Source organism: Nocardia sp. NPDC052566 (genome assembly GCF_044547285.1).
Taxonomy (GTDB): Bacteria; Actinomycetota; Actinomycetes; order Mycobacteriales; family Mycobacteriaceae; genus Nocardia.
Genome location: NZ_JBIUAF010000002.1, coordinates 1429017 through 1449537 on the forward strand (window position 1 = coordinate 1429017; position 20521 = coordinate 1449537).

Below are 20521 nucleotides of genomic sequence, written 5' to 3' on the forward strand. Positions count from 1 at the left end.
CCGCAACCGAGATCGGTGCGGGCCATTCGTTGTTCGGCGCTAGAGCGAGACCGGGTACACCGGCTCCTGGATCTCCGGCTTGATCCGATCCTCGACGAAGATCCCGTGCCAGATCATGAACACCAGCAGTGTCCACAGCCTGCGGCTGTGATCCGAGGTCCCCGCCCGATGCGCGACGAGCATGTCGGTGATCGCGGCCTTGTTCAGTAGGTGATCGGTCTGCGATTCGGCGATGGTCTGCTGGGCCCAGTCGTAGAGTTCGGTGCCGCGCAGCCAATGCCGCAGCGGGACCGGGAAGCCGAGCTTGGCGCGGTGCAGCACATGCGGCGGCACGATGCCGTCCAGCGCCCGGCGCAGCGCGTACTTGGTGGTCTCCTTGGTGAGCTTCTGCTCCAGCGGCACCTGCTCGGCGACCTTGAAGACCTCCGAGTCCAGGAACGGCACCCGCAGTTCGAGCGAGTTGGCCATGGTCATCTTGTCGGCCTTGACCAGAATGTCGCCGCGCAGCCAGGTGAACAGGTCCAGATGCTGCATGCGCGCCACCGGATCCCAGCCGCGCGACTGCGCGTAGATCGGGGCGGTGACGTCCTGATGGGTCCATTCGGGCCGGAAATCGCGCAGTACCGACCGCAACTGGGCGTCGTTGAAGCTGCGCGCGTTGCCGTAGTAGCGCTCCTCCATGGTGAGCGAACCGCGGTGCAGCAGGCTCTTGCCCCTCGTGCCGTCCGGAATGCGCTCGGACAGCTTGCCCGCGAGCCTGCGCAGACCGCCGGGCAGATATTCGAAGGGCTTGAGCGACAACGGTTCCCGGTAGATGGTGTAGCCGCCGAACAGCTCGTCGGCGCCCTCGCCGGACAGCACGACCTTGACGTGCTTGCGCGCCTCCTTGGCCACGAAGTACAGCGGCACCAGCGCCGGATCGGCCACCGGATCGTCGAGGTACCAGACGATTTCGGGGATGGCGCCGGCGAATTCGGCGGGGGAGACCGTCTTGATGACGTGCTTGGCGCCGATCGCCTCGGCCGTCTCCGCGGCCACATCCGCCTCGGAGTAGCCCTCGCGCTCGAAGGCGCTGGTGAAGGTGATCAGGTTCGGGTTGTGCCGGATGGCCAGCGCCGCGACCGCGGTGGAGTCGATACCGCCGGACAGGAACGAACCGACGGTGACATCGGCGCGCATGTGCTTGGCGACCGAATCCTCCATCGCCGCGGCGATTTCGCGGTAGCGCGCGTCGGCCGAACCGGCCGCGAACGGGCGCACCTGGAACCGCGGCCGGAAGTAGCGCGTCACCTTCGGCGCCTGACCGGGGGTGAGCCGGGCGTAGCTGCCGGATTCGAGGCGGCGGATGTTCTTGTGCAGCGATTCCGGCTCCGGCACGTACTGCAGCACCGTGTAGTGCTCCAGCGCGCGCGGATCGAGCTCGTCGCCGAGCCCGAGCGGGGCGAGCAGTTCGAGCAGGCTCTTCTTCTCGCTGCCGAACGCGGTGCCGCCGGGGCCGGTGGCCAGGAACAGCGGCTTGATGCCGAACTGGTCGCGGGCCAGGAACAGCTCGTGGGTTTCGGTGTCCCAGACCGCGAACGCGAACATGCCGCGCAGCTTGCCGAGTACCTCGGCGCCCCAGTAGTGGAAGCCCGCGACGATGGCCTCGCCGTCGCCCTCGGTCAGGAACATCGACCCGTCGGCGTAGTCCGTGCCGTGCGCGGCCGCGAGTTCCTCGCGCAGTTCGAGGTAGTTGTAGATCTCGCCGTTGAAGGTGAGCGCGTAGCGCTCCCTGTTCTCCGGCGGCCCCCAGCGCAGCGGCTGGTGCGAATGCTCGATATCGATGATCGACAGGCGGTTGAACCCGAAGATCATGTGGTCGTCGTGCCAGGTGCCGCGCTCGTCCGGACCGCGATGGCGCACGCAGTGCAGCGCGTTGTAGACCTGGTCGACCACATCGGTTGTCGCCGCATCGGCGGTCAGGAATCCGAGCAGTCCGCACACGGTGTCGGCAACCTCGTTTCTCCGGTAGGTAGGACGCGAAAAGTTGTGTCCGAGTATGCCGCACGCGCCGAAATCGTGTCTCGCGCACACCCTGTACTGGGTCTATGCGCTGGTGGCCGGGATCGGCGGAGTGTCGAATACGACCCGACGACAAAGTGGGCGCCGGTTTGGTCTACGCTGCGTAGTACTCAGGCCATTCTTAGGAAGCGGCCTGAACGTGCTTAGGACGTACCGTCGGGCGATCGCGGCCCGCGCGGTGCAATGTCGGAATGTGTGGCGACCAGGAAGGCGTGAGCGTGGCGCACAAGGCGAGCGAAGAGATCGGGGCACGACCCGCGAAGGGTCGGCAGGGCCGCATCCTTCGACGGGCCGGGCTGGCGGTGTCCCTCGGGATCACCGCGTTGCTCGTCTCGGGCTGCTCGATCGATAACGTATGGCTGCGGTTCGGCTGGCCGTCGGGTGTCACGGATCAGGGCACCAAGATGCGCGAGCTGTGGACCTGGTCGGTTCTCGCCGCGCTGGTGATGGGCGTGCTGGTCTGGGGCCTGACCTTCTGGACGGTCACCTTCCACCGCAAGAAGGCGGATTCGCCCGAGTTCCCGCGCCAGACCGGCTACAACGTGCCGCTGGAGCTGACCTACACGGCGATTCCGTTCGTGATCATCGCGGTGCTGTTCTACTTCACCGTCGTCGTGCAGAACTACGTGCACGAGAAGGTGGCGAACCCGGACGTCACCGTCGACGTGACCGCCTTCCAGTGGAACTGGAAGTTCGGCTACCGCAACGTCGACTTCAAGGACGGCTACAAGTTCGACGGCATCAACACCGCCAAGGAAGACGCGAACAAGGAGCAGCTCGAGGAGTACAAGGAGCGCAAGAACGAGGAAGGTCACCCGCAGCCGGGCCCCGTGCACGGCAAGCCGGAGAACGACATCCTGTCCTACCTCCACTACGACAAGGTCGAGACCGTCGGCTCCAGCACCGAGGTGCCGATCCTGGTGCTGCCGATCGGTAAGACCATCGAGTTCCAGCTCGCCGCCGCGGACGTGGTGCACGCCTTCTGGGTGCCCGAGTTCCTGTTCAAGCGCGACGTGATGCCGAACCCGAAGGAAAACCACTCGGACAACGTCTTCCAGATCACCAACATCTCCAAGGAAGGCGCGTTCGTCGGCCGCTGCGCCGAGATGTGCGGCACGTTCCACTCGATGATGAACTTCGAGGTCCGCGCGGTGACGCCGGAGAAGTTCACCAAGTACCTCGATGCGCGCAAGGCGGGCAAGACCAACGCCGAGGCGCTGGAGTCCATCGGTGAGACCCCGGTCGCCACGTCGACCCGGCCGTTCAACACCGAGCGCACGACCAAGACCGCGGCCGAGGCGAAGTAAAGGACTGATCTGATATGAAGATCGAAGCGCGGATTTTCGAACTGCTCACGGCGTTCTTCGTCATCGTGGCAATCGTCTACGGCTTCTTCACCGGCCAGTCGCGCACCGGCGTCGAGTGGGCGGGCACCACCGCCACCGTGCTCACCGCGGGCCTGTCGCTGATCATCGGCACCTACTTCCGTTTCGTCGCACGTCGCCTCGACCTGCGCCCGGAGGACTACGAGGATGCCGAGATCGTGGACGGCGCCGGTGACCTCGGCTTCTTCTCGCCGGGCAGCTTCTGGCCCATCACCCTCGCGGCCTCGGGCTCGATCACCGCGCTCGGCCTGGCGTTCTTCCAGCCGTGGCTGATCGCCGTCGGCGTGCTCTGCGTCCTCGGCGCGGCGGCGGGCCTGGTGTTCGAGTACTACCTCGGCCCCGAGAAGCACTGAGTTTGTTCTGATGAAGCGCCCTACCGGATTCCGGTGGGGCGCTGCTCTTCCGCCTCCCCGCGTATTCAGGCCAGACCTGGGTGCCGCGAAATCAGTTGTCATGAAGCGCCCCGCCGGTTCCCGGTGGGGCGTTTTGTGCTTGCTGGGCATTCGCGACGCTGTTGGTCGACGCGCCGATCACCGTTCACATTTCGTTGGGTTTGCTGGGTCAGGGTGATCCCATGAGTGGTTCGAACTTCGGCTTCACCCGGCGCACCCTGCTGCGCACCTCCGCGCTCGGGCTGGTCGCGGCGCCCGCGCTGGCCGCATGCTCGTCGGACGGGCCCGGTCTGGTGCGGCAGCGGCCGGTGCTCACCCACGGTGTCGCGGTGGGCGATCCGCGCAGCGACGGCGCGCTGATCTGGGCTCGCTCGGACCGCCCCGCGAAACTGATCGTGGAGACCGCGGCGACCGAATCCTTCACCGATGCCAAGCGCTTCACCGGCCCGCTGCTCACCCCCGGCAGCGACGGCACCGGCCGCGTGCGCGTCAACGGACTGCCCGCGGGCCAGCAGGTGCACTACCGGGTGACGCTGGAGGGCGAGGACGGCGCCACCTCCGAGGCCGTCACCGGTGTCTTCCGCACCGTGCCGACCAGTCCGTCGACTATCAAGCTGCAGTGGTCCGGTGACGTGGTCGGCCAGGGTTACGGCATCAACCCCGATCTCGGCGGCATGAAGATCTTCTCCGCCATGGCCGCCCGCGATCCGCACCTGTTCATCCACTCCGGCGACTCCATCTACGCCGACGGCCCGCTGAAGGAGTCGGTGACACTGCCCGACGGGCGCGTCTGGCGCAACGTGGTCAGCGAGCCGAAAAGCGCTGTCGCCCAGACACTCGAACAGTTCCGCGGCAACTACGCCTACAACCTGACCGACCAGAACTACCGCCGCTTCAACTCCTCGGTCGCGCAGATCGTGCAGTGGGACGACCACGAGACGGTCAACAACTGGTACCCGGGCGGTCAGGTCGCCGCGACCAAGGGCTACACCGAGCGCAGCATGGACACCCTGGCCACCCGCTCCTGGCAGGCCTTCCACGAGTGGATGCCGCTCGACCCCAAGGAAGCGGTGGACGGGCGGCTCTACCGCAAGATCTCCTACGGCCCGCTGCTCGACGTCTTCGTGCTCGATATGCGCACCTACAAGGACACCAACGACGTCAACACCCGCCCCGACGGCCACATCTTCGGTGCGGCGCAAACGAAGTGGCTGATCGAGGGCCTGCGCGATTCCAAGGCCACCTGGAAGATCGTCGCCAACGACCTGCCGCTCGGCCTGGTGGTCAAGGACGGCGAACAGCCGGGTACCACCGCCTACGAGGGCCCGGCCAACGCCGATCCCGGCGCGCCGTCGGGCCGGGAAACCGAGATCGCCCAGGTGCTCTCGGCGATCAAGGCGAACAAGGTCGGCAATGTGGTGTGGCTGACCGCCGACGTGCACTACTCCGCCGCGCACCGCTATTCGCCGGAGCGGGCCGCGTTCACCGATTTCGACGAGTTCTGGGAATTCGTCTCCGGACCGCTGAACGCCGGTGCGTTCGGCCCGAATCCGCTGGACGCGACGTTCGGCCCGGAGGCGGTGTTCGTGCACGCGCCGCCCGTGCAGAACGCCTCGCCGCTGGACGGCGCCTTCCAGCACTTCGGTGAGGTGCTGATCGACGGAGCGTCAAGGGAACTGACGGTCAACCTGTGCGATGCGAGCGGATCGGTGCTGTTCAGTCAGCGGCTGGCACCGGCATCCAGATGACCCCCCTATTCGGGTGCACATCCGGGGCTCAGCTGTGGTTAGCTTTCGTGCCATGAGCACGCCGCACACCGTCGCCGCCGAAGAGTATCTACCCCGCGACACCGCGGATGTCGTTCGCACCGTTCGGGATTCGCGCGGACGCGCCGAGCGGATCACGGTGCGCGGCGGCGAGCCGCTCGATGATCACCTGTCCCTGCCCGATCAGCGCACCGTGGTGTCGCTGCGGCGGATGAACCAGGTGCTCGACATCAACCTCGGCAGGCGGACGGTGCGCGTGCAGGCGGGTGCCAAGCTGTCCGATATCGATCGGCGGCTCGGCGCGCACGGGCTCGGGCTGCCGATCGTCGGCGACCACCGCGATATCACCGCGGGCGGTTTCGCCTCGGTCGGCGGGGTGAGCACGGCCTCGCACAAGTACGGGCTGTTCATCGATCAGATCGTCGATCTGGAATACGTCGACCCGGACGGCAGGATCGGCACCTGCGGGCGCACCCACCACACCGAGCGGTTCCACCGCATCCTCGGCGCGGGCGGGCGCGCGGGCATCATCACCGCGCTCACCCTCGACGTGGTGTCGGTCGACAAGGAACACACCTGGCTGACCACCAACGCCGACCGCTTCCTCGACTTCGATTCGTTCGTCGAGCACGCCTACGCCGAGATCGCCCGCCCCGGCGACGCGGCGCTGCAGGTCGGCCGCTGGGTCGATACGGCGCCGCTGAAGGTCGCGCGGCCGGTCGGCACCGGGCATGTGCAGCTGGGCACGGTGCGCTTCGGTCAGTGGTCGAGCCTGCACCCGACCACACCGACCAGGGGCCTGCGCGCCCGGCGTGAGGCCGGTACCAGGACGCGTAAATCGCTGGGCGCCATCGCTTCCGCCGCGGGCGGGCGCGCAGGCATGCCGGTGCGCAACGCGGCGGCGGCCGCGCTGATGTTCGCGCCGAAGGTGCTGACGCTGCGCGACGCGGAGTACCTGGCCGACACCCAGCTCAGCTCGTCCGAGCGCGGACCCGCCTACCGCGTGGGCGTTTTCGCGCCGCTGTCGGGGTACACCTCGGTGTTCTACCGGCTGCACGATCTGTTCGCCGGGCATCGGGAGCGCACGGGCTGCTTCACCGTCATCTCGGCCATGACCTACGGTGTGCGCTCACAGCACCTGCGGGCGGAGGCCGCACAGCGCGGGCTCGCGGAGGCCGACTACGGGCTCATCACGTTCACCTGCCGGTTGCGGCCCTCGGCGCTACCGTCGGAACTGCTGCGCGACATCGTGTCCGGCATCGACGAGATCTGCCGCTCCGAACATGCCATGCGGTACGACTCGGCCGATTAGACTGTGCCGCGTCAACCGTAGTCGCTGAGGGGTTGCGGTCGGCTTCGGCACTGTCGGCGGGGTGCTGAATGCGTATGTTCAGTCATTCTGCAGTGAAGGTCTGTGCCGATGCTCGAGTTCCGCCCTGTTCCCGACCGAAGTCCTGTTTCCGATCGCAGTGGTGTGCGGCCCGCCGAATCCGTTGCGGGCCTGCGCGTCCTGATCACCGATGCCTGTGCCGAGCCGGGCCGCGCCACCGCACGGCTGCTCGCCGCGCGCGGTGCGCGGGTCGTGCTGGTCGCCCGGCGTGGCGATCAGCTGATCGCCGCTTGCGAGGAGATCACCGCGGCGGGCGGTGACGCGCGCTGGTACCGCTGCGATATCGCCGCGCTCGGTGATGTCGATCAGCTCGTCGGCTGGGTGCTCGACGAATTCGGCGCGGTGGATGTGCTGATCAACAACGCGGGCCGCCCGCTGCGCAGGCCGGTGGCGCAGTCGCTGGACCGGTTCCGCGACTATCAGCGCATGATGGCCACCAACTACTTCGGGCCGCTGCGCCTCACCCTCGGCCTGCTGCCGGCCATGCTCGCCGCGCGGGCCGGGCACGTGATCAATGTCGGGCCGTGGCACCGGAATATCGGCGCCGCACCGAATTTCGCGCCGTACGCCAGCGCACAGGCCGCGTGGACCACCTTCGGCCAGTGCGCCGACGCCGAACTCGCGCCGCACGGCATCCAGGTGACCACGGTGCACTATCCGGCGTTCCAGGTGGATATCGACGCGGGCATCTCCCACTACAGCGAGGAACCCGCCCTCGATCCCGAGGCCGCGGCGCGATGCGTCGCCACCGCGATTCGTACCCGTCCGGTCGAGGTCGATACCGGTGCCGCGCGGACGCTGCGCGGGCTTGCGCCGCGGTCGACGAACCGGCTACTGCACGCATTCGGGTTGTGAACGCGTGCAGTAGCCGACGGCCGCGTGCAGTAGCCGACGGCCGCGTGCATTAGCTGACTGACGCGCTCTAGTCGCTGACCGCCGGGCTCAGTCGCTGACCGCCGCGGTCAACCGGACGATCGGGATGTGGCGGTCGGTCTTGTTCTGATAGCCGAGATACCGCGGCTGCTCGGCGGTGATCCGCTGCCACGCCGCGTCGTACCGCTCGCCGTCGAGCTGTTCGGCGACGGCGCGAAACTTCGTGCCGCCCAGCTCGATCCAGACCTGGTCCGGATGCGCGGCGATATTGTGATACCAGCCGGGATGCCGGATCGTCCCGCCCGCGGAGGCCACGACCAGCCATCCCGCGCCGTCGGAGAACCGGCTCAGCGGATGCCGCCGCTCCTCGCCGGTCTTCGCGCCGACGGTGGTCAGATACAGCAGATCCATGCCGAGGAACCGGTCACCACGTAGCCGGTGATATCGCTCCATCGCGCTCATCGCGAAGCGGAAGAACGGATTGGACGCGGGCTGGCGCGGCCCCCTCGTTCCGGCCGGAGTCTTCTCGAAGCTCATGGGAACGGCCCTCCTGTGCGGATCGCGACGATGCCAGTGACCAGCATGGCACCGTCGCGACCCGGCTGTTCGCGGTTATGCGAGAACCGCTTCGGCCAGCGTCGGGTAGTCGGTGTAGCCGCGGTGGTCGCCGCCGTAGAAGGTGCCGCGATCGGCGGTGTTGTACGGGCCGCCGGCCTGGATGCGGGTGGGCAGGTCCGGATTGGCCAGCCAATAGGCGCCGAGGGTGATGGCGTCGGCGACCCCTTCGCTCAGTGCCGCCGCGCCGAGCTCCGGGGTGGCCGGGGCGCTCGGGTCGACCGGATGCGGGTTGAGCACCAGGGTGCCCGGCCAGTCGGCGCGGACCAGGCGGGTGATCTCGCGTGTCCCCATCTCCATCACGTGCAGGTAGGCGAGGCCGAGCGGGGCGAGTTCCCGCGCCAGCGCGGGATACAGTGCGGCGGAGTCGCTTTCGGTGATGCCGTTCAGTGTGACGGCGGGGGAGATGCGGAATCCGGTCCGCTCGGGGCCGATGGCCGCGCTCACCGCGGCGGCCACCTGGATGGCGAGGCGGACCCGGTTGTCGATCGAGCCGCCGTATTCGTCGGTGCGCACATTGCTGCCGTCGGCCAGGAACTGGTGCAGCAGATAGCCGTTGGCGCCGTGCAACTCGACGCCGTCGAAGCCCGCCTCGATGGCATTGCGTGCCGCGCTCACGTGCTCGCGCACCGCGGCGTCGATATCGGCGATGGTCATCTCGCGCGGCACCGGGTGCTCCAGCAGGCCTTCGGCGGTGTACATGCCGCCGCCGGTGGCGATGGGAGACGGCCCGACGGGCAGTTCGCCGTGCAGTGACGGGTGGCCGACGCGGCCGGTGTGCATGAGCTGCGCGAAGATTCGCCCGCCCGCGGCGTGCACCGCGTCGGTCACGGTGCGCCACGCGGCGATCTGCGCCGCGTCGTGCAGGCCGGGCGTATCGATGTAGCCCTGGCCGAGCACGCTCGGCTGGATGCCCTCGGTGATGATCAGGCCCGCCGCGGCGCGCTGGGCGTAGTACTCGGCGGTACGCGCGTCGGGGCGGCCGCCGACGGCCCTGCTGCGGGTCATCGGCGCCATGAACAGCCGGTTCGGCAGCTCGAGCGCGCCGAGTGTGACCGGGGTGAACAGCGCGGCGGTTTCGGTCTGCGACATCTCGTCCTCCTGGAAAGTTGGTATACCAAGAGTATTACTTGGGGCCCCAACTAAAATCAACCGAACTGTGACGGCTGCCATGCTCGAGCCCTGGTCAGATGGGCAGTATTATTTGGGATGCCAAGCGATGAATCGGGAAGGAGGGCGATGGATACGCCCGAACTGCCATCCGTATCGGCGGTCAACGGACCGATCAGCCATATGATTGCGCGTGCCACCAAGGCGCATATCGGCGCCGCGGCCGGTCTGTTGCGCAAGGCGGGACTCACGGCGGGCCCGGAGCTACTGCTGATGGTGCTGTGGGATCGGGACGGGCGATCACAGGCCGAACTGGGCAAGGCGCTCGGCCTCGACCCGTCCACCATCACCGCCAAGGTGAAGACGCTCGAGCGCGACGGGCTCATCGTGCGCACGCCGGATCCGGCCGATCGCCGGGCGATGGTGGTCTCGCTGACCGAGAAGGGTGCGGCACTGCGGCCCGAGGTGGAGCGCATCTGGGCGGAACTGGAGGCGGTCACCACCCGTGGCTTCTCGGACCGCCAGCGCGCGGAATTCCTGCGCATGCTGCGTCGGGTCGAAGCCAATCTGCTTGCGCCGCAGGAACAGTGACGACCCCGGGTGAAGGGTCCCGGGGTCGTCGGTCAGGTGGTTCCATGGTGCGGTCGCTGTGGTCAAGTGGTGTGGTTACACAGCACCTCGTAGGCGGCCAGCGCGTCCTCGGGGAAGACCAGCACCCGCCAGCGGCTGCCGCCCGGTGCGTTGCTGATCGGGCGGTCCGGGTCGGCGGGCCCCGTGGTGGCGCGGATGCCATTGCCGCGCAGCAGGTCTCGGACCTTGCCCGCCGTCATCGGATCGGGGACGGTGGCCGCGGGCAGCAGCAGGCCGTAGTCCTCGGCCATCAGTGCTTCCTCCCATCGCGCGCCATCCGCTCCTGATACCGCTGCAAGACCGCCAGTTGCTTGCGCTCCTCCCGATGTTCGAGTTCGAAGTGCCGCCGTGATTCCTCCGGCGGGTCGGCGCGCACGAAGCTGCCGGTGCCGGGTTTGCCCGCCGAGCCGACCTTGTTCATCTTCTTGGGCACCGCGGCGCCCTGGTATTCGAGCGGCACCGGATGGCCGTGCTCGTCGACCGGGCCGAGCGCCTGATGCACCTCGACGTATTCGCCGTGCGGCAGCCGCTTGATGATGCCGGTCTCTATACCGTGCTCGAGTACCGCGCGGTCGCTGCGCTGCAAGCCGAGGCAGAACCGGTAGGTGACGAAGTAGGCCAGCGGCGGGCCGAGCAGTACGCCGATGCGGCCCGCCCAGGTGGTCGCATTCAACGAGATATCGAACTTCAGCGCGATGATGTCGTTGACGCACGAAACCGTCAGCACCACATAGAAAGTGACCGCCATCGCGCCGATCGCGGTGCGCACCGGCACATCTCGCGGCCGCTGCAGCAGATTGTGCGCCGCCCTGTCGCCGGTGAGCCGCTTCTCGATCCACGGGTAGGCGGGCAGCACCGCGAGCACCAGGCCCATCACCAGCGCCACCCAGAACGCCGCGGGAATGGTGTAGTTGCCTATGTAGATCTCCCAGGGCGGCATCAGCCTGGCGATGCCGTCGGTCCACATCATGTAGAAGTCCGGCTGCGAACCCGCCGACACCTGCGCCGGGTTGTACGGGCCGAGCTGCCAGATCGGGTTGATCTGGAAGACGCCGCCCATCACCGCCAGCGTGGCGAGGGTGAACATGAAGAACGCACCCTGATCGGCGGCGAACACCGGAACGATGCGCGCGCCGATCACATTGCGCTCGGTGCGGCCCGGTCCGGGGAACTGCGTGTGCTTCTGGTACCAGACCAGCGCGATATGCGCGGCGATCAGCGCGAGCATGATGCCGGGGAACAGCAGCACATGGGTGATGAACAGCCGCGGAATCAGTACGGTGCCGGGGAATTCGCCGCCGAACAGTGCCCAGTGGATCCAGGTGCCGACGATCGGCACGCTCATCGTGATACCGCCGAGCGGTGACCGCAGGCCGGTACCGGAGAGCAGGTCGTCGGGCAGCGAATAGCCGAAGTAGCCCTCGAACATGGCCATAATCAGCAGCAGCGAGCCGATCACCCAGTTCGCCTCGCGTGGTTTGCGGAACGCGCCGGTAAAGAAGATCCGCAGGCAGTGGATGATGATCGCGGCCACGAACATCAGTGCGGCCCAATGGTGTACCTGGCGTACGAACAATCCGCCGCGCACCTCGAACGAGATGTTCAGCGAACTCTGATAGGCCGCCGACATGTGCACGCCGCGCAACGGCTGATAGGCGCCGTCGTAGACGACCTCCGTCATCGACGGATCGAAGTACAGCGTCAGATAGATGCCCGAGAGCAGCAGAATGATGAAGCTGTACAGCGCGATCTCGCCGAGCAGGAACGCCCAGTGCGTCGGGAACACCTTGTTGATCGAGCGTTTCACGAACGCGGCGCCGCGAAACCGCTCGTCCAGCGCCGCAGGCGCATTGACAGCCATGGTGATCTCCTTGTCGATCTCGTACCGCTGCACATGAGACGGATCCGCGACCGAAAAGGTGACATCCGCGTGGCGAACGTCACGCGGTCAGGAGTGCAAGTGATCGAGGGCGCTGAGGAAGTCGCCGGACGTGGTTGTGCACCGCGACCCGCCGCGTCACCGGCGATCTAAGCGAGCCCGATCTGAATCCACACCACCGCGAGGCTGATCGCGTACCCCGCGAGCGCCACCGAGCCGATCGCGAACAGTGGTGTGCCGAAACGGCTCCCGGTCGACAGCGCGGGATCGCCGCGCACCAGCATCAGCAGCGGCACCTGGTATTCGTCGGCATCGCCGAAGTCGGGAAAGGTCAGCGCGCCGAGCAGTACCGCGGCGTCCGCGACCAGCAGTGCCGGATGGGCGATCCCGGTGGCCAGGAACCCGGCCCCGATCAGCGGCCCGAGCGTCAGCGCGGGCAGCACCCCGAACGAAAGCACCGACGCCGCGAGCATCCACCCGCCGGAAAGCAGTCGCAGCGCCAACACCATGGCCACCACCGCGACCTCGATCCAGCCGAAATTCATACCAAGCGTCCTCATCCCGTATTCGCGCGTCATGTTCTCACGAGTACGGCGTGTCCGCCGGGGGAGCGGACGCCGGGACGGCCGGAGCGCGCCGCCGGGTGCGGGTACAGCTGGGTAATCCCCGGCGGCGCGACTACCCGCGCGGCGTTGTCGGCAACGACCGCACGTAGTCGGGGGCGTCACAACCACCGCGCCCCATGGTGCGACATTCTATCGACCCGAACCGATAGCAGTCAGTTAGCTGGGCCGTAAAAAGTGAGTCAATACCGCTGGTCAGGGCGATTTCTGTGGAATTGCTCGATGGCGTCTATGCGCATCGATACGCGCAGCCGCTCGATCATGTGCCGAAACCCTCCCTACCCCAAGTGGTTCCGTCCAACCTAGCAACACGGTGGGGAGCGCGCAGGGTGAGTGCGCGGTGAGTAGGGGTGGGTTTAGGGGGAGGCCTTGTGGGCGGCGGTGATGAAGGCTTTGGAGGCTTCCGGGTGTTTATCGCCGGTGCCGGTTTCGATGCCGCTGTTGACATCGACGGCGAAGGGGCGCACGGCGTGGATGGCGGCGGCGACGTTGGCCGGGGTGAGGCCGCCCGCGAGCACGACCGGGCGGGCGAGCAGGTGCAGGGCCCGGACGATCGCGGCGCTGATCGACCAGTCATGGGTGAGGCCGGTGCCACCGAGGCGGTTCGCGGTACGCGAATCCAGCAGTACCGCATCGCAATGCGGGGCCAGTTTTCGCGCCGTGTCGAGTGCCTCCGGCCCGGTGACGTGCACGGCCGCGATGACCTGGCGGCCACGGGCCGCGCGCCGCACCGCGCGGACGGTGTCCACCGGGACAACGCCGTGCACCTGGATGGCGTCGACGCCGATGCGCTCGGCCAGATCGATGATCGCGGCAGGCTCCACCACGTGGGTGACGAGCACCCGGCTGACGAACGGCGGTGTGCGCCGCGCCAATTCGGCCGCCGCCGCGGCGTCCAGTGCGTCCTCGCTGAAATGGGTTGTCCCCGAAATGAACCCGACCGCGTCAGCGCCCGCGGCCAACGCGACCCGCAGATCCGCCACCGACCTGATCCCGCACATCTTTGTACGCACCGTCACCGGCACACGATAACCGCCGGTAGCGGTGCGATTGCGGAACGGAAATGAGTCAGCTGGCCGCGGTGTGCGGGATGCGGGCGGCGTCCGGACGTGAACCGCTCGGCACGCCCTTCTTCAGGCTCGCGGCGTACACGTCGACATACTCCTGGCCGCCGAGCTGCATCAGCTCGTACATGACCTCGTCGGTGACGGCGCGCTCGATGAAGCGGTTGCCGCCGAGGCCGTCGTAGCGGGAGAAGTCGATGGGCTCACCGAATTTCACGGTGACCTTGCGACGGCGCCAGCGGAACGGTCCCGGCGGGCTGACCTCGTCGGTGCCGATCACCGCGACCGGGATGACCGGGACGCCGGTCTCCAGCGCGAGCCGGGCCAGGCCGGTCTTGCCCTTGTAGAGGCGGCCGTCGGGGGAGCGGGTGCCCTCCGGGTACAGCCCGACCAGGCGGCCCTCGTCGAGCAGCTTGCGCGCGGCGTTCAGCGCGTCCTCGGCGGCGTCGGCGCCGGTGCGGTCGATGGGGTACTGGCCGGAGGTCTTGAAGAACCACTTCTGCAGTGCGCCCTTGAGACCCGGTGTGTTGAAGTACTCCGCCTTGGCGAGGTAGTTGATCCGCCGCGTGCTCATCAGCGGCGCGAACAACCAGTCCGCGAACGAGAGGTGATTACCCGCCATGATCGCCGGGCCGTCCGCCGGAATGTTCTCCACACCCTCGACCGTCGGCCTGTTGTAGAGATGCATGAACGGTCCCAGCAACACGTACTTCAGCAGCCAGTAGAACATGACGTCCTTCCCCCGGGACCGGGATCGAAGCGAGCACCTGCGTCAGATGCCGACTTTACCGCTGGTCGCAGATCACATCCAACCGCAGCGGTTTATCTCACCACATGATTCTCAACGGGTGGAACGCGCGACCCGCGCCCGCCCGCCGTCGGCGCCGACAAGGGTCGCCCTGGCCAGCTCCGCGGCGCCGATCATGCCCGCCGCCTCACCGAGCTGGGTGGTGCGAATCCGGGCCAGCGGGCGGTGTCCCGCACCGGTGATGGACTTGGCGTAATGCTCGCGCGCCTCGTCCAGGAACAGCGACGCGGAACTGCTGACACCGCCCGCGATCACCACCAGATCCGGGTCGAAGATATCGCCGACGAAGGCGAGCCCGAGCCCGAGCCAGCGCGCGAAATCGGCCATGACCAGGGTGGCGAGCGGATCGCCGTCCTGCGCGGCGCCCGCGACCCTGCGGCCGGTGAGCGAGCCGGGATCGCGATAGACATCCTTGGCGAGTACCGAGCGCACCGGATCGGTGGCCAGCATCTCGATCGCGGTATCGGCCAATGCCGTTCCGCTGCAATACCTCTCCCAGCAACCACGCTTGCCGCACGGGCAGGCCCTGCCGTCCGGCACCACCTGGAGGTGGCCGAGTTCCGGTGCGACACCGTGGGTTCCGCGATACAGCTGCCCGTCGATGAGCAGCGCGGCGCCGATGCCGGTGCCGATCGCGACGAGCACGACGTTGTGCCCGCCCGCCGCGGCGCCGAAGCGGTACTCGGCCCACATGGCGGAGTTGGCGTCGTGCTCCAGGATCACCGGGAGGCCGAGCCGCTCGGTGAGCCGTTCGGCGACGGGTGCGTCGTGCCACGGTAGGTGCGGCGCGAATCGAACGGTCGTGCGATCGGCGGTGATGAACCCGGCCACCGCCAGACCCACCGCGCCGATGGGATGCCTGCGGCACAGCTCGCGCACGGAGCGCTCGAGCGCGTCCTCCAGTGCGCGGGCGGAGTGCGGCGTCGGCGCCTGCACGGTGTCCAGCACCTCGCCCTCGCCGTCGACGACGGAGGCGCGAATGTTGGTGCCGCCGACGTCGATACCGACGGTCAGCGGTGGCGCACCCGCCATCCGGCGCGTCATGCCTTGATCGTCACGGGGATGCCGATGTACCTGCTGCGCTTGCGGGCTGATGTCGGCTCCTCGGTGGTCTGGTCGGCGGCGTCCTCCGCGCCGGGCGAATGGTCATGTACGCCTGAATGATGGTGTCCCGCATCGTCTTCCGGATCGGGCAGCAGCGGCTCGACCGGTACGCCCGCGAGCGCCTCGCGCAGCACCGTGACGATCGCGGTGCCGTGATCGGCGATCGCGGCGACCACGTCGTGGTGTTCGCCGCGCACCAGCGCCGCCGCCGCGCACACGGGGCACCAGCTGCAGCTCGACCATTCGGCCTGCCCGTCGGCGGCGCTGCGGCGCAGCACCGGCTCGACCCGTTCCAGCACCGCCTCGGCGAGCAGCTTCAGCTCCTCGGCGAATTCGCCGAGACCGTCCTGCTCGGTCATATCGGCCACACCTCCGGATCCGGCACGAACCGCACGACCAGGTATCCGTGGTCGAGTTCGGCGCCGTCGACCGTGCACCGCCGCAATACCGGCGCCAGGCGCACGCGGCGCCGGACCCCGTCCGCTCCCACGATCAAATCGTCCTCCACTCGTCCCAGTCGCAGCGTCGCCGGGTCAACCACGGGCAGGTGCATCCGTAGTGCGTACACCGATTGCAGGCCGGTGCCGGACTCCCATCGAACCATCGGTTCGCCGGAAGTGGTGCGAGGCGGTGCCGGATCGTCACCCACCACCGCGTAGGACAGCGCGGCCAGTGAGGTCAGCCCGACCGGTTCGGGCCCGGTGTGCTGGGCGATCAGTACGGGGGTGCCGTCGAGGCTGTATCGGAGGCGGTCGATCACGTCCAGTTGCTCGGCGCGCCGGTTCAGGTACCACTGCATCGCGGGATGGGTGGCGTCGTCGGGCGGCGGCACGGCGGGCAGCACCTTGTTCACCACCACCGCGTCCAGCCGCAGGCCGAGCAGCGCCGCCGCCGAGCGGACCCGCTCGGATTCGGCGATCGCGACCCGCTCGGCGACGGTGATCAGCCGCGCGCCGGTGCGCGTGTGGTCGGCGAGCAGATCGCGTACCTCGGTGACCGCCTTGACGATTCGTTCGACCGTGCTCGCCAGCACCGCGCGGCGCAGGTCGGTGCCGATGGTGCTCATCGCGCGCGCGTGCGGCGGCCACACCCGCTCCAGATAGCCGAGCAGGGTGTCCGGCGCGGTGATGATCCGCAGCATGTCCGCCGACGGCGGGCAGTCCAGGACGAGCACGTCCCATTCGTCGTCGCCGGCGAACTCGGTGATCTCGACCAGCATCAGCAGTTCCTGCACACCGGGCAGCCCGGTCAGCTCGGCCGGGTCGAGCGCGGTGAGGTCGATGCCGTGATCGTGGCCTGTGCCGGACAGCGCGCGCACCACGTCGCGGAACCGATCCTCCAGCAGCGCAAGCGAATCCACCTCGATCACGTCGAGGTCGGGCAGTACCTTCGCGATGCCGGTGACCGTGCCGGGATCGTGCGGGAAATGAAAGCCGAGCGCATCGCCGAGCGAATGCGCCTGGTCGAGCGAGGCGATCAGCACCCGCTGCCCCGCTCTGGCGTAGGCCATCGCGGTGGCGCATGCCAGCGTCGTCTTGCCCACCCCGCCTTTGCCGATGAACAGTTCGACGCGGGTCCCGGTCGTGCTCAGCCTTCGACCCGTTTCTTCAGTTCTTTCAACGCGGTATCGGTGATCACCTTCTCGGCCTTGCGCTTGAACATCCCGATCATCGGGATGTTCAGGTCGACCGTGAGTTCGTAGACCACCTCGGTGCTGCCGTCGGGCCGGTCGATGAGTTCGTACGTGCCGTCCTGCGCCTTCTGCAGCTCACCGCTGATCAGGGTCCAGCTGACCGCCTTGTCGTCGGCGCGCCAGGTGTAGGAGAGCACATAGCTGTCCTTGACCACGCCCGCGTCCAGGACGAACCGCGCGGTCCGCGCCCGGCCGTCGGGGCCCTTGTCGAGCACCTCGACGGATTTCGCCGCCGACACCCACTCCGGGTAGGACTCCAGATCGGCGATGACGGCCATCACCTGCTGCGAGGGGGCCTCGACGATGATCGACCTCTGGGTCCTGTCGGCCATGGCGGGCAACGGTTCCTTTCCGGCGGAGGTGGTTCAGGCGGAGTGCGCGGGAGCGACACCGGCGGGCCTGCCCGCCTCCAGCCTGGCCTTCAATTCGAACGACATGGTCCGGCCGGCGACGCGGCGGGCGCGGTTGGCCGCGGCCAGGTCACGGGGCGCCAGCGCGGTCCGTGGTTCGGCGTGCAGGAAGTAGTGCACGATCACCCCGTCCAGCGACGGCTGCAGCCAGACCTCCATGGTTCCGGTCAGCGCACCGGTCACCGACCAGCGGATTCCCTTGTCGGCCCGGTCTTCCCGCACGTCGAGCGTGAGATCCGGCCACCAGCGGCGCCAATTGTTCGGCGCGGCCAGCACATCGGCGACCGCGGTCCCCGGTGCGGCCACGAACGTCTGATCTGCGACCTGGATGCTGCTCACGGCTGCGCCTCGCTGACGCTCGGCTCCGCCGAGAGCAAAGGCGCTGTGTTGTTGGTTCGCTCGCCTCGCTCCCTCACGGCTTCGCCTCGCTGGCGCTCGGCTGCGCCGAGAGCAAAGGCGCTGTGTTGTTGGTTCGCTCGCTACGCTCCCTCACATTCAGGAGCGTAGTTCATCCACAGATATTCACCGCAGCAGCTGTCGTAGCCGGGCGCCGATGCTGTCCCAGTGCCAGCGTTCCTCGACGAACACCCGGCCCGCGGCGCCCATTCTGGCGGCGGCCGCGCGGTCGGAGAGTATGTCGACGATGGCGCCCGCGATCTGGGTGACCTTGCGCCCGTCGACCACGCGACCGGTCTCGCCCTCGACGACCGTCTCCGGTGCGCCGCCGGAGCGGCCGGCCACCACCGGCACGCCGGTGGCCGACGCCTCCAGGTAGACGATGCCGAGCCCTTCGACATCGAGCCCGGCGCCCCTGGTGCGGCACGGCATCGCGAACACGTCGGCGATGGTGTGATGCGCGGGGAGCTCGGCGGCGGGCACCCGCCCGGTGAACACCACGGAGTCGGCGACGCCGGCGGCCTTGGCCAGCTCGTGCAGCTTCTGCTCGTACGGTCCGCCGCCCGCGATCACCAGCACCGCGCCGTCGATCCGATCCCGGATCTCGCGCATCGCGCAGATCAGCGCGTCCTGGCCTTTGCGCGGGACCAGCCGGGACAGGCACAGGATGGTCGGGCGGTCGTCCAGCCCGTAGCGCTCGCGCAGTTCCGCCCGCGCGGCCGGATCGGGCCGGAAGACATCGGTGTCGACCCCCGGCGGCAGGTACTCCAGCGCGGCACCCGCCCCGAACGCCGAGGCGAACCGGGACCGGGTGTAGCGGCTGACGTAGGTGACCACATCGGTGTGCTCGCCGATCGAACGCAGCGCCTGCCTGGCGCCGGGCAGCATCGACCAGCCGACCTCGTGCCCGTGCGTGCTGGCCAGGACGCGCTCGGCGCCCGCGCGGCGCAGCGCGGGCGCCATCAGCGCCAGCGGCGCGGCGGCGCCGAACCAGACGGTGTCGCAGTTCTCGCTGCGCAGCAGCCGCGCGGCCCTGCGGATCACCAGCGGGGTCGGCAGCATCAGCGTGGTGGGGTGGCGGACCACCTGGAACTTCTGCTTGGCGTCGAACTTCAGATGGCTGTCGCCGCGCCAGCGCGGGGCGTAAACGACCAGATCATCGGGCGGCAGCTGCTCCGCGAGCGCGTGCAGATACGACTGGATACCGCCCGGCCGCGGCGGGAAATCATTGGTAACCAGCAAAGTTCGGGCCATGGGCCCCAATCTAATTGCCGCTCCGCGCCCGGCGCGTTCGCGGGGCAGGTTTCACCGCTGCGCGCCTGCCTGGCCCGGCAGCCACGCCCGCCACTCGCCGACGAACTCCGCGCGGCCGGTGCCGAGCACCTCGCGCAGGATTCGATCCTCGCTCGCGCCGTCCTGTTTGCTCGCCGCGATGCGGTGATAGAGCTGGACCAGGCGCGGTTGATCGAACCGCTCGGCGACGAACTGACAGACCGACCAGGCGCGTTCGTAGGCGAACGAGGCGTTGGCGCCGCCGAATTCGGAATCCGCGGGCAGATCGGCGGGCAGGTCACCCGCGCGCACATGCGCGGTGAGGGTCGGCGCGATATCGGCGAAGCCGTGGTGCTGGCCGCGGTGGGCGACGAAGTCGGCGAATCCCTCCAGCATCCATTGCGGCGCGCCGTCGACCGTCTGCGCGCGGGCCGCGACATGGGTGAGCTCGTGCCGCAGCAGGGTGCGCAGCCCGTCGGGGCCGAGCCGCCTGCCCGCCTCGGGACTGAACACCACCCGCTGTCCGGTCGGCCTGGTGCCCGGCGCGAAGGGATCGGCCACCGAGGCGGCGGCGATCTCGCTCGGCATGCTCGCGCCGGATTTGATCAGCGCGGCGAATTCGGACGGATTGGACGCGACGACCACGACCGCCGACTGTGCCCAGTCCGCGCCCCACACCTCGGTGACGGCGGCGGTGGCCTGCGCGAGTTCCCGCTCGAGCACGCCCATCTCGATGTTCTGCGCGCGATGGCCGGCGACCAGCGATTCCTGACCGTTACCGGTCGGCACCCGGCGGGCGACGATCGCGCCGAACGGCTCGAGTGTCCGGCGTACCGCGGCCAGCCGCGGATCGTCGGGTGCGGCGGCGGGGAAGGCGTCGGCCGACGCGGTCTGCGCCGCACGCAGTTTCGGCAGCACCGAATTGGGCAGCAGCACCAGCGCGCCGCAGGTGCCGGTCAGCACCGCGACCATGGCGACGGTGAGGCAGAACTGGAACCGCCCGCGCGCCGACAACCACCCGCGAAACCGCCCGGCCACCGTCATAGCTGA

General features: G+C 68.5%; 21 protein-coding genes. 6 read left to right on the forward strand and 15 right to left on the reverse strand.

The window, feature by feature from the left end; all coding sequences use genetic code 11:
* Window positions 1–39: 39 nt before the first annotated feature.
* Complete coding sequence (asnB, locus tag ACIG5A_RS13595) at window positions 40–1983, reverse strand: asparagine synthase (glutamine-hydrolyzing) (RefSeq protein ID WP_397240471.1); 1944 nt, start codon at window positions 1981–1983, stop codon at window positions 40–42.
* Window positions 1984–2279: 296 nt separating this feature from the next.
* Between asnB and ACIG5A_RS13600 the strand changes: the two genes are divergently transcribed.
* From ACIG5A_RS13600 to ACIG5A_RS13620, 5 genes are all read left to right on the forward strand, one after another.
* Window positions 2280–3368 (forward strand): cytochrome c oxidase subunit II, encoded by a 1089-nt coding sequence (locus tag ACIG5A_RS13600; RefSeq protein ID WP_397240472.1) that lies wholly within the window; start codon window positions 2280–2282, stop codon window positions 3366–3368.
* A 14-nt stretch (window positions 3369–3382) separates the two neighbouring features.
* On the forward strand, window positions 3383–3799 hold the full coding sequence (locus ACIG5A_RS13605; protein ID WP_397240473.1) for a cytochrome c oxidase subunit 4: 417 nt from the start codon (window positions 3383–3385) through the stop codon (window positions 3797–3799).
* 221 nt (window positions 3800–4020) lie between these two features.
* On the forward strand, window positions 4021–5586 hold the full coding sequence (locus ACIG5A_RS13610; protein ID WP_397240474.1) for an alkaline phosphatase D family protein: 1566 nt from the start codon (window positions 4021–4023) through the stop codon (window positions 5584–5586).
* A gap of 52 nt (window positions 5587–5638) precedes the next feature.
* Window positions 5639–6916: an FAD-binding oxidoreductase gene (locus ACIG5A_RS13615; RefSeq protein ID WP_397240475.1), complete on the forward strand. Its 1278-nt coding sequence runs from the start codon at window positions 5639–5641 to the stop codon at window positions 6914–6916.
* Between the two features lie 108 nt (window positions 6917–7024).
* Window positions 7025–7849, forward strand: coding sequence for an SDR family NAD(P)-dependent oxidoreductase (locus ACIG5A_RS13620; protein WP_397240476.1), 825 nt, complete (start codon window positions 7025–7027; stop codon window positions 7847–7849).
* Between the two features lie 87 nt (window positions 7850–7936).
* On the opposite strand, the gene ACIG5A_RS13625 is transcribed toward ACIG5A_RS13620, so the two are convergent.
* On the reverse strand, window positions 7937–8404 hold the full coding sequence (locus ACIG5A_RS13625; RefSeq protein WP_397240477.1) for a nitroreductase/quinone reductase family protein: 468 nt from the start codon (window positions 8402–8404) through the stop codon (window positions 7937–7939).
* A 75-nt stretch (window positions 8405–8479) separates the two neighbouring features.
* Entirely contained in the window at window positions 8480–9574 is a 1095-nt protein-coding gene (locus ACIG5A_RS13630) for an alkene reductase (protein ID WP_397240478.1), read from the reverse strand.
* A 147-nt stretch (window positions 9575–9721) separates the two neighbouring features.
* On the opposite strand from ACIG5A_RS13630, the gene ACIG5A_RS13635 reads away from it, so the two are divergent.
* On the forward strand, window positions 9722–10183 hold the full coding sequence (locus ACIG5A_RS13635; RefSeq protein ID WP_397240479.1) for a MarR family winged helix-turn-helix transcriptional regulator: 462 nt from the start codon (window positions 9722–9724) through the stop codon (window positions 10181–10183).
* Window positions 10184–10245: 62 nt separating this feature from the next.
* Here the strand turns inward: ACIG5A_RS13635 and ACIG5A_RS13640 are convergent, their stop codons facing one another.
* The 12 genes from ACIG5A_RS13640 to ACIG5A_RS13695 all read right to left on the reverse strand — a co-directional run bounded on the left by ACIG5A_RS13640 (window position 10246) and on the right by ACIG5A_RS13695 (window position 20515).
* Entirely contained in the window at window positions 10246–10473 is a 228-nt protein-coding gene (locus ACIG5A_RS13640; RefSeq protein WP_397240480.1) for a hypothetical protein, read from the reverse strand.
* Window positions 10473–12083 (reverse strand): cytochrome bc complex cytochrome b subunit, encoded by a 1611-nt coding sequence (locus ACIG5A_RS13645; RefSeq protein ID WP_397240481.1) that lies wholly within the window; start codon window positions 12081–12083, stop codon window positions 10473–10475. The genes ACIG5A_RS13640 and ACIG5A_RS13645 overlap by 1 nt, the downstream gene beginning before the upstream one ends.
* 167 nt (window positions 12084–12250) lie before the next feature.
* Window positions 12251–12646, reverse strand: a complete 396-nt coding sequence (locus ACIG5A_RS13650) for a hypothetical protein (protein ID WP_397240482.1) — start codon at window positions 12644–12646, stop codon at window positions 12251–12253.
* Window positions 12647–13080: 434 nt separating this feature from the next.
* Entirely contained in the window at window positions 13081–13743 is a 663-nt protein-coding gene (locus tag ACIG5A_RS13655; protein ID WP_397240483.1) for a phosphoribosylanthranilate isomerase, read from the reverse strand.
* Window positions 13744–13792: 49 nt separating this feature from the next.
* Window positions 13793–14518 (reverse strand): lysophospholipid acyltransferase family protein, encoded by a 726-nt coding sequence (locus ACIG5A_RS13660; RefSeq protein WP_397240484.1) that lies wholly within the window; start codon window positions 14516–14518, stop codon window positions 13793–13795.
* A gap of 111 nt (window positions 14519–14629) precedes the next feature.
* Window positions 14630–15640 (reverse strand): ROK family protein, encoded by a 1011-nt coding sequence (locus tag ACIG5A_RS13665; RefSeq protein ID WP_397240485.1) that lies wholly within the window; start codon window positions 15638–15640, stop codon window positions 14630–14632.
* Window positions 15637–16059, reverse strand: coding sequence for a hypothetical protein (locus tag ACIG5A_RS13670; RefSeq protein WP_397240486.1), 423 nt, complete (start codon window positions 16057–16059; stop codon window positions 15637–15639). The genes ACIG5A_RS13665 and ACIG5A_RS13670 overlap by 4 nt, the downstream gene beginning before the upstream one ends.
* Window positions 16056–17291, reverse strand: coding sequence for an ArsA family ATPase (locus ACIG5A_RS13675; protein ID WP_397240622.1), 1236 nt, complete (start codon window positions 17289–17291; stop codon window positions 16056–16058). The genes ACIG5A_RS13670 and ACIG5A_RS13675 overlap by 4 nt, the downstream gene beginning before the upstream one ends.
* Window positions 17288–17725 (reverse strand): SRPBCC family protein, encoded by a 438-nt coding sequence (locus tag ACIG5A_RS13680; RefSeq protein ID WP_397240487.1) that lies wholly within the window; start codon window positions 17723–17725, stop codon window positions 17288–17290. The genes ACIG5A_RS13675 and ACIG5A_RS13680 overlap by 4 nt, the downstream gene beginning before the upstream one ends.
* 33 nt (window positions 17726–17758) lie before the next feature.
* Window positions 17759–18142, reverse strand: coding sequence for a polyketide cyclase / dehydrase and lipid transport (locus tag ACIG5A_RS13685; RefSeq protein ID WP_397240488.1), 384 nt, complete (start codon window positions 18140–18142; stop codon window positions 17759–17761).
* A gap of 183 nt (window positions 18143–18325) precedes the next feature.
* Complete coding sequence (locus tag ACIG5A_RS13690) at window positions 18326–19453, reverse strand: glycosyltransferase family 4 protein (protein ID WP_397240489.1); 1128 nt, start codon at window positions 19451–19453, stop codon at window positions 18326–18328.
* Between the two features lie 51 nt (window positions 19454–19504).
* Entirely contained in the window at window positions 19505–20515 is a 1011-nt protein-coding gene (locus tag ACIG5A_RS13695; RefSeq protein ID WP_397240490.1) for a hypothetical protein, read from the reverse strand.
* Between the last annotated feature and the right edge of the window lie 6 nt (window positions 20516–20521).